Source organism: Mesorhizobium sp. WSM3224 (assembly GCF_000427725.1).
GTDB lineage: Bacteria > Pseudomonadota > Alphaproteobacteria > Rhizobiales > Rhizobiaceae > Mesorhizobium.
Map to the genome: position 1 here is coordinate 138731 of NZ_ATYO01000006.1, position 13476 is coordinate 152206.

13 protein-coding genes are annotated in these 13476 nt (G+C 62.4%); 6 read left to right on the top strand and 7 right to left on the bottom strand.

Annotated elements, in window-relative coordinates; genetic code table 11:
* Positions 1–122: 122 nt before the first annotated feature.
* Complete coding sequence (locus YU3_RS0112970; protein ID WP_027166653.1) at positions 123–1070, bottom strand: sugar ABC transporter substrate-binding protein; 948 nt, start codon at positions 1068–1070, stop codon at positions 123–125.
* 193 nt (positions 1071–1263) lie between these two features.
* On the opposite strand from YU3_RS0112970, the gene YU3_RS0112975 reads away from it, so the two are divergent.
* Complete coding sequence (locus YU3_RS0112975) at positions 1264–2256, top strand: LacI family DNA-binding transcriptional regulator (RefSeq protein ID WP_027166654.1); 993 nt, start codon at positions 1264–1266, stop codon at positions 2254–2256.
* A 106-nt stretch (positions 2257–2362) separates the two neighbouring features.
* Here YU3_RS0112975 and YU3_RS0112980 read toward each other — a convergent pair whose 3' ends face one another.
* Entirely contained in the window at positions 2363–3241 is an 879-nt protein-coding gene (locus tag YU3_RS0112980; RefSeq protein ID WP_027166655.1) for an SDR family oxidoreductase, read from the bottom strand.
* A gap of 130 nt (positions 3242–3371) precedes the next feature.
* On the opposite strand from YU3_RS0112980, the gene YU3_RS0112985 reads away from it, so the two are divergent.
* Both YU3_RS0112985 and YU3_RS0112990 read left to right on the top strand, forming a co-directional pair.
* Entirely contained in the window at positions 3372–3983 is a 612-nt protein-coding gene (locus YU3_RS0112985; protein WP_027166656.1) for a TetR/AcrR family transcriptional regulator, read from the top strand.
* Between the two features lie 268 nt (positions 3984–4251).
* Positions 4252–6585, top strand: a complete 2334-nt coding sequence (locus tag YU3_RS0112990) for a response regulator (RefSeq protein WP_027166657.1) — start codon at positions 4252–4254, stop codon at positions 6583–6585.
* A 227-nt stretch (positions 6586–6812) separates the two neighbouring features.
* On the opposite strand, the gene YU3_RS0112995 is transcribed toward YU3_RS0112990, so the two are convergent.
* The 5 genes from YU3_RS0112995 to YU3_RS0113015 all read right to left on the bottom strand — a co-directional run bounded on the left by YU3_RS0112995 (position 6813) and on the right by YU3_RS0113015 (position 11294).
* Positions 6813–7949, bottom strand: a complete 1137-nt coding sequence (locus YU3_RS0112995; RefSeq protein ID WP_051333929.1) for a sterol desaturase family protein — start codon at positions 7947–7949, stop codon at positions 6813–6815.
* A gap of 191 nt (positions 7950–8140) precedes the next feature.
* Positions 8141–8692 carry a chloramphenicol phosphotransferase gene (locus YU3_RS0113000; RefSeq protein WP_027166659.1) on the bottom strand — a complete coding sequence of 184 codons (552 nt, stop codon included), beginning with the start codon at positions 8690–8692 and terminating at the stop codon, positions 8141–8143.
* Positions 8693–8740: 48 nt separating this feature from the next.
* Positions 8741–9601 (bottom strand): lytic transglycosylase domain-containing protein, encoded by an 861-nt coding sequence (locus YU3_RS0113005; protein WP_027166660.1) that lies wholly within the window; start codon positions 9599–9601, stop codon positions 8741–8743.
* Between the two features lie 4 nt (positions 9602–9605).
* Positions 9606–10856, bottom strand: a complete 1251-nt coding sequence (ispG, locus tag YU3_RS0113010) for a flavodoxin-dependent (E)-4-hydroxy-3-methylbut-2-enyl-diphosphate synthase (protein WP_027166661.1) — start codon at positions 10854–10856, stop codon at positions 9606–9608.
* Positions 10857–11114: 258 nt separating this feature from the next.
* Positions 11115–11294: a YdcH family protein gene (locus YU3_RS0113015; RefSeq protein ID WP_027166662.1), complete on the bottom strand. Its 180-nt coding sequence runs from the start codon at positions 11292–11294 to the stop codon at positions 11115–11117.
* 241 nt (positions 11295–11535) lie between these two features.
* On the opposite strand from YU3_RS0113015, the gene YU3_RS0113020 reads away from it, so the two are divergent.
* The 3 genes from YU3_RS0113020 to YU3_RS0113030 all read left to right on the top strand — a co-directional run bounded on the left by YU3_RS0113020 (position 11536) and on the right by YU3_RS0113030 (position 13429).
* Positions 11536–11739: a DUF465 domain-containing protein gene (locus YU3_RS0113020; RefSeq protein ID WP_027166663.1), complete on the top strand. Its 204-nt coding sequence runs from the start codon at positions 11536–11538 to the stop codon at positions 11737–11739.
* A gap of 119 nt (positions 11740–11858) precedes the next feature.
* Positions 11859–12356 (top strand): 5-(carboxyamino)imidazole ribonucleotide mutase, encoded by a 498-nt coding sequence (purE, locus tag YU3_RS0113025; protein ID WP_027166664.1) that lies wholly within the window; start codon positions 11859–11861, stop codon positions 12354–12356.
* Positions 12353–13429 carry a 5-(carboxyamino)imidazole ribonucleotide synthase gene (locus tag YU3_RS0113030; RefSeq protein ID WP_027166665.1) on the top strand — a complete coding sequence of 359 codons (1077 nt, stop codon included), beginning with the start codon at positions 12353–12355 and terminating at the stop codon, positions 13427–13429. Before purE ends, YU3_RS0113030 begins: the two co-directional genes overlap by 4 nt.
* Positions 13430–13476 lie beyond the last annotated feature (47 nt).

Consider the following 13476-nt stretch of genomic DNA (forward strand, 5'->3'; position numbering starts at 1 on the left):
TAGCGTGCGGGGTTGCCGAAGGCGCTGGTGTCCGGATGGTGTTGCGGATCTTGGGCGTACCGAGCGTCCTCCCCGAAGCCGGGGAGGGACCTTCGACAATCACTGGGTTCGGCAACGCTTGATCAGCGGATGCCCTTGGCCGACAGTTCGACGACTTGCGCCGCCTTGTCCTTGGTGATCAGGTTCGGGCCGGAAGGCACGTTGCCGCCCGGGATCAAGCCAAATTTCGCATAATTCGCCAGGAAGACGACCGGCAGATATCCTTGCAGGAATTGCTGCTGATCAATGGCAAAGGCGGCGTCGCCGGCCGCGACCGCCTTCAGGAAGTCCGCCGAAAGGTCGAAGGTGGCGACATTGATCTTGCCGAGCTTGCCGACATCCTTGACGGCGGCCAGCGACGGTTCGCCGGCGGTGCTGGCGCCGAGCGCCATGATGGTGTCGATATCGCCGTTCGCGCTCAGCGCCGCCTTCACCTTGGCGCGGACGTCGGCGGGATCATTGGAGACCGGCAGAACCTTCACATTGCCTGCAAAGCCATCGCCGAAGCCTTTGCAGCGTTGGTCGAGCGCGACGTTCCCGACTTCCTGGTTGACGCAGATGGCTGTCTTGCCGCCCATCTCCTTCAGCTTCATTCCCGCCGCCTTGCCGGCACTGTACTCGTCCTGGCCGACATGCAGGAGAGCACCGAGCGACTGCGAAACATCGGAGCCGGAGTTTATCGAGATGACCGGGATTCCGGCGGCAACCGCCTTCTTGATCGAGGGCCCAAGCGCGGAAGCATCCGGAATCGAGACGATCAGGCCATTCGGCTTCTGGTTGACCGCCGCATCGATCAACTGACTCATTGCCACCATATCGAATGTCTCGGGTGCGCGATAATCGACCTTGGCGCCGACATCCTTGGCGCCCGCCGTCACGCCATTCTTGACCACGGACCAGAACGGGTCGTTGGCCTGGCCGTGGCTGACGACGATGATCTTGACGTCCTTTGCCGAAGCCATCTGGGCACCGGTCGCAAGGCAGCCGAGCACGGCCGCGCCAAAGGCAAGCTTCCTCAATATCGATTTCATTTCGGTTCCTCCAAATGGGCGCGGCTTTGCGACGCCCTCCTCCACACATTTCGCGCGTTTGCCGTCAGAAGTTTTTTGCTACCGGTAGCAAACGCGCATAGTCATAGCGGGAAGCCGAGGAATGTCAATGTTCATTTCATTTTCAGATAAAATGAAATAGGCATTCCATGTAACGACAAGTGCGGGAAGTGCGATGGCAAAGAGGGCGACTGCGAGAGACGTTGCGGAACAGGCGGGCGTCTCCAAATGGACGGTCATTCGTGCCTTCACGCCGGGGGCGTCAATCACCGAGGGCAGCCGTGCCAAGGTCATGGCCGTCGCGGAAAAGCTGAACTACCGCCCCAATCTGCTCGCCCGAAGCCTGGCGACCAATCTTACGCATCAGGTAGCCGTGCTCGTCGACGATTTCGAAAATCCCTACAAGCTGTCATTCCTTGAGCGGCTCACCCTCGAACTTCAGTCGGAGGGTCTCGTTGCCGTCCTGATCAACATCAACGAACACTTCGACCACGTGCATGCGCTTCTCAACGCCGATCAGCGCCAGCTCGATGCCGTGATCATGTGCGGCACCGCTTTCAGAACCGAAATGCTGCAGGATGTCAGGCTGGACGGAGCGGCCCCGATGTTCGTTCTGGCACGCGACAGCCAGATACCTGGCGTGCCTGCGATCAACTGCGACACCACGTTGGCCATCAAGGACCTGTGCAGGCATCTGCATGAAAAAGGGTACAGGCGGCCTGGTTTCATGGCCGGACCAAAGACCTTGTCGACCGCGCTGGGCCGGCGTCGGGCCTTCAAGGCATTCTGGAGGGCCCACGGCATCACCGAGATGCCGGAACTGGCGGCGCACCACTATAGCGCGGCCTCCGGCGCCGAGGCCGTCCGGCGCTATCTGAACGAGGTGTCGCCCGCTGGCCGCGTCGATGTACTGTTGTGCGAAAACGATGTCCTGGCCTTCGGGGCAATGGACGTCATTCGCAGCGAGTTCGGCTTGAAGGTGCCGATAGACATCGCCGTGGCGGGCTTCGACAACACGCTGTTCGCTGCCGCGCCAGCCTATGATCTCACGACGTATGAACAACCTGTCGAGGCGATGGTGAAGGCAACCGTTGCCATGATCCTGGGCCGCGAGCCCAAGAAGACGGTAACTATGCCGGGACGATTGGTCGTGCGCGGATCCGCGTGACGCCGGGCAGGCTTTGCGTGCCAGTGGGCATCCGTCGTTGGAGGGGCGTTCCCAACGCCGCGCGAAGATGCCCCCGAAGGGCGGCAGGTGGCCGCCCTTCAGGGTTTCAGATCATGCTCGACATACCGAGCGCTCCGAGGAGGTCGTTTTGAATAGGGGTTACGGCCTCGTTCAGCCGTTCGACTCCGAAATCCATGCCCTCAGGCATGACGACCGTCCGCAACGGACGCCGTTCCGTGGCTTCGACCAGCCGCGCGATGGCATCCGCTACCAGCTGGGGTCTCGGCGGATTGGGCGTGTCCTGTGCCTGGCTGGAGCTGTCCTTGATTTGGCCCGGGATCGCCGCGACCTCGCCATATGATGTCAGCACGCCATGGTCGGACGGCTCTGGACTGGACGGGAGCAGGTTGCTCGGGAATGGCCCTGGCTCGACGATCACCGAGTCGATTCCGAAGCTCGACAGTTCGTATCGATAGGCTTCGGCGAGCGCTTCCAGCGCAAACTTGCTCGCAGAATAAACACCGAAGAAAGGAAAGATCACTCGGCCCATGAGTGACGTGACATGGACGAGAAGTCCGCTGCCGGCGGCACGCATATGTGGCAGCACAGCGCGGTCAGCTCGCACGGCGCCGAAGAAATTGACCGCAAATTGCCGTTCTATGTCCGCGACGGTGTAGGCTTCTGTGATCCCAACGGGCATCGTTCCTGCGTTGTTGATCAGCGCATCAATTCTTCCGTGCTGCGTGATTACATGGTCGATCGCCGAATTGACGGATACCTCGTCGGCGACATCCATCTCAAGGACCTGCAACACATGCCCTTCAGCCTTCGCAGCCTGGATGAGCTCTCTTTTGACTCCGCTATTTCTTCCTTCGACGTCGCGCATGGTCGCAACCACCGTGTGACCCCGCCTTGCCAGCTCCAATACTGTGAGTTTTCCAAAACCACTGCTCGCGCCGGTCACCACAACGACTTTTCCGCTCATCTCAAGTCCTTTCTGTGTTCTGCCTGAAGGGCATTGCGACTCCTATAGACAGACCTGTATGTCCTTGCAATCAAAAAATGGACGGACTATTCTGTCTATCATGGCCGTAAGGCGTTTGAGGTGGTGGAAGATGAGAACGCGGGACGAGCTTGAGTTGATGGATTTGGAAGGGCAATCGCTTAGTGCCCTTGCCCCGCGAGAGCGGATATTGAAGACAGCGTCGGACCTGTTTTACCGATTCAGCATCCACTCTGTTGGGGTCGACCGTATCATTGCCGAAAGCGGCGTGGCCAAGATGACTTTCTACAAGCACTTCCCGTCAAAGGCCGACCTTATCGCTACCTATCTGCGCCATAAAAGTGTGGTGTGGTTTCAGATGCTCGCAACCCCGACTGAAAGAAGCGGGCTATCGCCGCTAGAGCGCGTCCTCGCTATTTTTGACGCGCTGGACGAACCTTTCCGTGCGCCTTCCTTCCGCGGCTGTCCGTTCGTGAAGGGACTTGCCGAGTTCGGACCGGACGCCAGCTCCCCAGACGTACAGGCGGCTATCGCCGCGTATTTCGATGGTTTACATGAATTTGTAGCATCCCTCATTGCGCCTTTAGCGTTGAGCAAGCCTGAAAAAGCCGTGGTCCAGATCCTGTCGCTCATCCAAGGCTCGATCGTAATCGCACAAACAACGCGGGATCCTGCCATAGCGGAGACAAACCGCGAGGCAGCAAGGCTGTTGCTCGCACGCTGAACCGCGTTGGCGGGGTTTTGCGCGCCCCGAAATTCGGCTTCCCAAGCTGTCAGAACTGTTCCGGTCGGCGGGTTTTAGCGCAGGATTCCGCGATCGACGATCTCGAAGAAGAATCCCTCGCCAAAGCTGCGGCTGGGCGAGCCGCGCGCCGAGTGGCTCGCCCACCTTGATCCGCTGGCACCCGGTCATGCCCGCCACCAACGAAATCTTAATGTAAATCAAGCGTAATCCCGGCCATTAAAATTGTGCGTATGTGTTGGGGTTGCGCATGCCGGAATATTCCTCATTCATCCGGTCGATCCGGATCCGCTACATTTCAGGATTGCTAATCTTCGCGCTGGCTTCGGCCGCCGTGATGTTCGCGCTCAACCGCGTGAATTCCTACCGCCATGAAGTCGATGCGCTCAGCGCCAATTTCGTCATCTTCGCCCGCGACCTGCGCAACGCCACCAATTTCGCCGAGACGACCGGCACCGCCTGGCGCAGCGAGACGCGCGATGCGCTGACGGCCGCCGCGCGCGGCCATTCCGAACGGCTGACGGGCGAGATCGGGGGCCTGAACGCACAACTTGCCGCGATCAGGTCGAAGTTGTCGCGCAACACGATCAACGCGCTCGATTCCTCCTCGGTCAACGGCGACCTGTTCTGGTCGGCGCGCGACATGGTGCGCAACTTCAACCTGATGTCGGCGGCCCAGAAGGTCGACGAATGGAGCTACCGCGAGATCCGCAACCAGAACGACCTTTTCGCCCAGCCGATGCTGGTGCGCGTGCGCACCGCGCTCGACGACGAGCGTCGCCTCGCCGATGCGTCCAGCGACCGGCTGCTCCTGTGGGCGAGCGGCCTGCTGTTCGCCGTGCTCGCCATCGCCGCGGTCTGGATCTTCCGGCCGATGGAGAATGCGATCCGCCGCGCCTTCGCCGAGAGCGCCGCGTCGCTGTTCAAGGCCGAGGCCGCCGACCGCGCCAAGTCGGAATTCCTCGCCAATATGAGCCATGAGATCCGCACGCCGATGAACGGCGTGCTCGGCATGGCCGAGCTGCTCGCCAAGACCGAGCTGACGCCGCGCCAGAAGACCTTCACCGACGTCATCGTCAAATCCGGCAACGCCCTTCTCACCATCATCAACGACATTCTCGATTTCTCGAAGATCAACGCCGGCCAGCTGACGCTCGACCCCGCCCCCTTCCGCCTGGCGGAGGCGGTCGAGGATGTGGCGACGCTGGTGTCGGCGCGCGTCGCCGAAAAGAACCTCGAGCTCATCGTGCGCGTCGACCCGCGCCTGCCGGCCTTTGTCGTCGGCGATGCCGGGCGTTTCCGCCAGATCGTCACCAATCTGCTCGGCAACGCCGTGAAGTTCACCGAGAAGGGCCATGTGCTGGTCGATGTCGGCGGCGACGTCGTCGACGGCGTGGTCCAGCTCAAGGTCCGCGTCGAAGATACCGGCATCGGCATCCCGGCCGAGAAACTGCAGAACGTGTTCGAGAAATTCGCCCAGGTCGATGGCTCCTCGACCCGCCGCCACGAAGGCACCGGGCTTGGCCTGGCGATCGGCGCCCGGCTCGTCGACCTGATGGGCGGCAAGATCGGCGTCGAAAGCGAGATCGGCCGCGGCTCCGTGTTCTGGTTCGCCGTGCCGCTGCCGGCGCACAACCAGCAGTCGCGCGACGAACTCGTGCCGGTCGACGTCACCGGCGCCCGGGTGCTGGTCATCGACGACAATCCGGTCAACCGCGAGATCCTGCTGGAGCAGCTCAGAAGCTGGAGCTTCGACTGCGCCGCCGCCGAGAGCGGCGCCGTCGGTCTCGCCTTCCTCGACCGCGCCTGCCAGCTCGGCGCTGCGGTCGATTGCATCATCCTCGATTACCAGATGCCCGGCATGAACGGCGCCGATGTCGCGAGAGCCATCGCCGCCGATAGCCGCCTCTCCTCCATTCCGGTCGTGCTGCTCACCTCGGTCGACCAGGTCGATTTCGGCAGGATGGTGATCGATTTCGGCATCGTCGCGCACCTCACCAAGCCGGCGCGTTCGGCGGTGCTGCTCGGCACGGTTATCTCCGCCATCCAGAAGGCGCGCACGCAAGGGGCCAAGGCGCATTTCGTGCGCGAGCCGGTCGCGGCACAGGCGGCACCGCCGGCCTTCACCGTCATCCGCGGCCCGGCCGTGCCCGTGCCGGCGGCACCGGAATCGACCGCCCCGCCGAGCGGCCCGATCGACATCCTGATCGCCGAGGACAATGACGTGAACCAGCTCGTCTTCGGCCAGATCCTCAACGGTTTCGGGCTAAGCTACCGCATTGCCGGCAATGGCCGCACCGCGGTCGAGATGTACCGCTCGCTGCGTCCCCGCCTGGTGCTGATGGACGTCTCCATGCCGGAGATGAACGGCTATGAAGCGACCCGCGCCATCCGTGCTCTGGAAGAGCAGAACGGCGATCACACGCCGATCATCGGCGTCACCGCGCACGCACTCAAGGGCGACCGTGAAAAATGCATCGAGTCCGGCATGGACGACTATCTGCCGAAGCCGGTCTCGCCCGACCGCCTCGGCGCCAAGATCGGCACGTGGTTGAGCGAAACGGTGGCGGTGAGGACGGCTTGAGCGTCAGATAGCGTCTGGCGGCCATCGCCGAGTTCCTTCGCGCCCCCTCTTCCCTGCCGGGCATTTCCCCCACTTGGGGGAGATCAGCGGTTTCGGCGCCTCGCCCGGTCCGCTGGAGATAGGCGAAAGCAAATGTGACGGCCAATCTCCCCCCTTGTGGGGGAGATGTCCGGCAGGACAGAGGGGGCGCTGTCCCGCCGACGTCTCTGAACATCTCTTTTCGAAATTCAGCCGCGCCGAAACGGGTAGAGAAATTGCCGCCAATATCCTTTCGGCACCGGATGGCCGTGAATGCCGTAGCCCTTCGGCCAGCGTCCCTCAGGCAGATGATAGGTGCCGAACAGCCGGTCGAGCAGCGGGAAATGGATGGCGAAGTTGACGTCGATCGCCTCTTTCTCGAGACCGTGATGCCAGTGATGGAAGCGCGGCGATACCAGCACCTTTTCAACCGGCCCGAAGCTGGTTCCGATGTTGGAATGGATGAAGGACGAATAGACGTAGACGATCAGAATATAGGTCTGGATCGCCGATTCATCGAAGCCGAGCACGAACATCGGCGTGGCGGTCAGGCTGCGCAGAACGATGATTTCCAGGAAATGCATCCGCGCGCCGGCAATCCAGTCCATCGACTTGGCCGAATGGTGCACGGCATGGAAATTCCACAGGAAGGGAATGCGATGGAATGCCCGGTGCACCCAATATTGGGCAAGATCGGTCAGGAACATCACCGCCAGCAACTGTACGAGCCAGGGCAACTCGTGAACCCAGGCGCGAACCGAACCGAGACCGCCTTGTGCATTGACGAAATTGGATGGCGCCAGTGTCAGGTAGGTCAATATCTGCACCAGAAGCGACGAGACCAGATAATAGAACAGGTCTTCGCGCCATTCGTCGCGGAACACCGTCTGAGCCTTGTTGCGGGCGAAAATGCGTTCGAGCGGAACGAACAGCACACCCATGAACAGGGCGTTCAGGATGAAGAAATCGAGGCCGAAGAACACCCCCTCGATCCGCAGTTCATGACGCGCCGGCAGCATGCCGATGAGCGAGGCCAGCAGCACGGTGACCATTGCCGCCGCGCCGAGCGTCTTTTCCCTGCGCAGCATCATGCTCAGGATGGCCAGGACGTAACCGGAGATGAGCACGAAATAGAGGACCGGCTTGAAGAACAACATCTGGTGGATGGGAGCCAGATCCGGCATCGACGTCAGCATCGGATAGCGCAACACGACGACCATCAAGAGGCTGGTGATGCCGGCAAGCAGCGCGATCGAGCCGGACAGCCAGCCGGAGCCGAATGGCCGCTTGGTGCGCGGCGTTTCCAGCTCGCCGATAACTTTTTTAAGGAAATTCCCCTCCGGCATGATGCCCCCCTATAAGATAGCGAATAAAAATACGCCCCGGAAATACTGATCCCGCTCTTACTTATGGCAAAGCGCATTAAGATTTAACCGGCGCCGTCCTGACAAGCGGATTCTCGCCGCAACATTAGCAATTGGCTATCGGCATTACTGGCGACCGGGAAAGCTCGAGCCGCCGTAGCAAATGCCAGTCGCTACAATCCGAATCTCTGCTGGATGCGACGGGCGCATTCGGTCGGCGTCAGCCGGCTGGTGTCGATTTCGAGATCGTAACGGATCCCCCGGTGCACGCGCTCGAACTGCCAGCGTGCAAGTCCCGGCAATCGGTCTGCACGCTCCTTTTCGCGGACTTCGAGCACATCGAGCGGCGCGAACAGGCCGACGCAATGGAGCCCGAAATCGCAGAGCAAAGCCCTGTACTCCGCCATCTCCCCGTCAATCATCACATCGTCAACGATGAGGTTGTTGCCCTGGCGCGCCATCGCCGCGATGGCGTGCCGCATGCCTTGCATGGCTCGCCTGCCGACCGGCCCTGCCTCGACGGCGACGGACGGTTTGCCGTCCTGCCAACTGGTCTTGTAAGCGAAGCCCGGCAAATCTTCCTGCAACGCCTCCGGCAGCATTTCTAAAAAGACGTCCATCTCGACATGCAGGTACGGCTCGGCGGTCATTGCCTGCAAAGCCCTGGCGATCGAGCTTTTGCCGGCACTTCCGACACTGTTGAGCAGGACGATTTTCGCTGTCATGTCTTGGCGACCCTGTCTTGATGCCTCTGGTCTTGACGCCCTTGAACCTCACCGGTTGCGCAGCACCACGCAGGCGCCGCCGACGCTTTGCAGCTTGTCGCAGATGCCGTTGGCCTCGGTGCGCGAGTTGGCGCCGATCCTGACCGCATAGATGCCGCGCCGGCCGATCGGCGTGCGCACCCGGCTGACCACCGGGTCATGGCTGGCGAGCAGAGCCGGGAACCGGCCCCTGACCCTCAGCCATTGGCCGATTGCCGCCGAGCGGCGGAAATTGCCCGCAACCTGGACCCCCCACGGCTTGACGTTGATCGAAGCCATGGCGACGGTCCGCGACATGATCACCGGCAGCCTGCGGCAGGCGACGGCGAAGGTCATCTTGGGATCGAGCGGCTGCACCGTGCCGGCATAGGCAGTGTCCGAGAACTTGTCGACGGGCTCGCCCATGACGTCGAAGACATAGCTTTCCGTCTCCATCGGCAGGAAGCCGCCGGAGGCCAGCCACCGCGACACCCGGTTCTCGCCGGCATTATAGGCCGCTGCCGCGAGGCCGAGATTGCCGTAGCTTGCCTTCATCTCGGCAAGATACTTCGCCGAGGCGGGAATGGCCTGCTCGATGTCGAAGGAATTGGCCAGGCCGCGCATCTTGGCGGTGCCCGGCATGAATTGCGCGATGCCTTCGGCGCCGACCGGGCTCACCGCGTTCGGATCGAAGCGGCTCTCCTTCCAGATCAGCCGGGCGAAGAAATCCTTGGGCAGGCCGTTGTGTTGGGCTTGGGCCTCGATCAGGTCGCAGACGCGGTTGATCAGCCGTTTTGCGGCCGACCGCGACTGCGGCGGATCGGCGAATGCCTGACCGGCAAGGGTCAGCGCGCAAGTCAGGATCAGTGCCGCCCTGAACGTGCGCTGCATGGGCTCATTCCGCGGCGGCTTTGCCGTGTCCGTACCGCTGCTCGATATAGTCGCCGACCATCTTCTCGAAATCCTGCGCAATCGACGGGCCGCGCAGCGTCGCCGCCTTCTTGCCGTCGATGAAGACCGGCGCAGTCGGCGTCTCGCCTGTGCCGGGCAGCGATATGCCGATATCGGCGTGCTTGGATTCTCCGGGGCCGTTGACGATGCAGCCCATCACCGCGACCTTGAGGTTCTCGACGCCGGGATATTTTTCGCGCCACACCGGCATGTTCTTGCGGATGTCGGCCTGGATGCTCTGGGCGAGTTCCTGGAACACGGTGGATGTCGTGCGCCCGCAGCCGGGGCAAGCCGCCACGATCGGCACGAACTGCCGGAAGCCCATGGTCTGCAGGAGTTCCTGCGACACCTGCACCTCGCGGGTGCGGTCGCCATTCGGCTCCGGCGTCAGCGAGATGCGGATCGTGTCGCCGATGCCTTGCTGCAGGAGGATGCCCATCGCCGCAGACGAGGCGACGATGCCCTTGGTGCCCATGCCGGCTTCGGTCAGGCCGAGATGCAGCGCGTGGTTGGAGCGCGTCGCAAGCTCGGTATAGACGGCGATCAGGTCCTGCACACCGCTGACCTTGGCCGACAGGATGATCTTGTCGCGGCCAAGCCCGATCTCTTCCGCCATCTCGGCCGACAGAATCGCCGACTGGACGATCGCTTCGCGCATGACTTCCTGTGCCGTCCGAGGGAAACCTTGGGTCTGGTTCTCGTCCATCAGCCGGGTCAGCAACTCCTGGTCGAGCGAGCCCCAGTTGACGCCGATGCGCACCGGCTTGTCATATCTGATCGCCATCTCGACGATGGCCGCGAACTGGCGGTCCTTCTTGTCCTTGAAGCCGACATTGCCGGGATTGATGCGGTATTTCGCCAGCGCTTCGGCGCAGGCCGGGTGATCGGCGAGCAGCTTGTGGCCGATATAATGGAAGTCGCCGACCAGCGGCACGTTGACGCCGAGCCGCGCCAGCCTCTCATGGATGCGCGGCACCGCCGCGGCGCTCTCGTCACGGTCGACGGTGATGCGCACGATCTCGGAACCGGCGCGATGCAGCGCCGCCACCTGCGCGACGGTCTGGTCGACATCGGCTGTATCGGTATTGGTCATCGATTGTACGACGACCGGCCCGCCGCCGCCGACCGAAACGCCGCCGACCGAAACGCCGACAGATGTCCGGCGCGGGAAGGGAGAAGAGAAATATCCGGTCATGCCGGCCGCCTTTTATCTGCAAGGTCCGGGCATGAGGTGGCGGAGCAAAGATGGCTTGTCAATGGCAAGCGGCAACAGGAATTGGCAAATCGCCTGCCCGTGACCACCGGCCGGAGAGTTCAAAAACCGACGCCTGGCCACGAGATGACGCGACCAAACAGCCAGCGAATTCGGTATGTGACACCAAGCCGGCGGCATTTCCTGCCACCGGGAGGTTTCACCGCGGCGGGTTGCGGTGACGGGTGCCTGAGAGGAGCTTCAGTGTGTCGTCGGACTTCCCTTCAGCTTTTCAATCTCGTCCTTGATTGCCAGCTTGCGTCGCTTGAGATTCACGATTTCGAGATCGTCCACCGAAGGATGGTTCATCGCATCGGTGAGCTCGCGCTCGATATCACCGTGTTTCCGCTGCAACTCATCAAGATGGGATGCAAGAGACATGATTGGTTCTCCCTTTCATGGTTTCCTCGATTGCAGCCGTCGCAGGCGCGTCCACCGCAGGTTGAGACTGTGACGGCACAATGACAGTTTGCCACCAACCGATCTCGATGTCGAATGCCACGTGGTAGCATTCCACGACAAAGTGAAATGTGGTAAGGGCTGCCCGCCGGTCACCAACAGACAACCTGACCGGTCCCGCCCAAACAGCCCAATTGGGCGATGCATACGCAGACGGTAGATAATGTCCGAACAGGAACAGGCTGAAATACGCCTCGAATATTCCCGGCTCAAACAAGAACACGCCGATTTCGACGCCGCCATCAACGCGATGATCGCCATGGGCTGCGACCCGCTTCAGATTCAGCGCATGAAGAAGAAGAAACTGCTGCTGAAGGACCGGCTGATGGCGCTGGAAGACCGCATCATCCCCGACATCATTGCCTGAGCGGGCCGCGGCCAGGAGGCTGCGGACCGTCCTGACAGCGAAGGGACGCAGCCGCGACAATCCTTGCGGCTAGGAGCGAATTCCGCTAAGGCGCGCCTTTGCCGCCGGGGAGCGAACCCTTGACCGATCAGCGTGCCGACGTCGCCATCATCATGGGCAGCCAGTCCGACTGGGCGACGATGCGCCAGGCGGCGGAAACGCTGGAGGCGCTGGGCATCCCGCACAAAAGGCTGATCGTCTCCGCGCACCGCACGCCCGACCGGCTCTATGAATTCGCCAAGGGCGCCAAGGCCGCCGGTTTCAAGGTGATCATCGCCGGCGCTGGCGGGGCGGCGCATCTGCCCGGCATGACGGCGGCGATGACGCCGCTGCCGGTCTTCGGCGTTCCGGTCGAATCCAAGGCGCTGTCGGGCCAGGACTCGCTGCTTTCCATCGTGCAGATGCCGGCCGGCATCCCGGTCGGCACGCTGGCGATCGGCAAGGCGGGTGCGGCCAACGCAGCGCTTCTCGCCGCGGCGGTGCTGGCGCTCAACGACGACAAGCTCGCTGCGCGGCTCGATGCCTGGCGCTCGTCGCAGACCGCCAAGGTCGCCACCGAGCCGACGGACACGCCGTGAGCCTGGCTCCAGGTTCAACCATAGGCATCATCGGCGGCGGCCAGCTCGGCCGCATGCTGGCGATGGCCGCGGCACGCCTCGGCTACAGCATCGTCGTGTTGGAGCCCCAGGCCGACTGCCCGGCGGCCCAGGTCGCCAATTGGCAGATCGTCGCCGCCTATGACGATCCGGCGGCCCTCGCCGAACTCGCCGCCGCCAGCGCCGTCGTCACCTACGAATTCGAGAATATCCCGGTCGCCGCGGCGCAAATGCTGGCGGCAACGGTTCCGGTCTATCCGCCGGCACGCGCGCTCGAAGTCGCGCAGGACCGCGTCGCCGAGAAAAGCTTCCTCAACGGCATCGGCATCCCGACGGCGGAATTCTGTCCGGTCGACAATGACGATCAGCTGACCGAAGCGTTGAAGAAGTTCAACGGCAGCGGCGTCCTGAAAACCCGCCGCATGGGCTATGACGGCAAGGGCCAGCGCGTCTTCCGCAACATGGAGACGGCTGGCTTCGCCGGCATATGCGAGGCGATGGGCAATGTGCCGCTGATCCTGGAATCGCTCGTCGCTTTCGAACGCGAGATTTCGGTGATCGCCGCGCGTGGGCCGGACGGCGCTGTTGCCGCTTACGATCCGGCCGAGAATATCCATCGCGAGGGCATCCTGCGCAGCTCCACCTTGCCGGCCGGGATCAGGCTGGAAACAGCCGCGGCGGCGCAGACGGCAGCCGGGAAGATATTGACCGCGCTCGACTATGTCGGCGTCATCGGCGTCGAGTTCTTCGTCCTTGCCGACGGCTCGCTTCTAGCCAACGAGCTGGCGCCGCGCGTGCACAATTCCGGCCACTGGACGGAGGCTGCCTGCGTCGTCTCGCAGTTCGAGCAGCATATTCGCGCCGTCGCCGGCCTGCCGCTGGGCTCGCCTGCCCGTCATTCCGATTGCGTGATGGAAAACCTAATCGGCGACGACATGCGACAAGTGCCGGCGCTGCTCGCCGAACCCGACCTGATGCTGCATCTCTACGGCAAGGCCGAAACGCGCCCCGGCCGCAAGATGGGCCATTTCACCCGGATTCGCCGGCGAAACTGATGCATCTCGCCCAAAACTGCGCAGCGGTTTTGGGATAACGACAACCG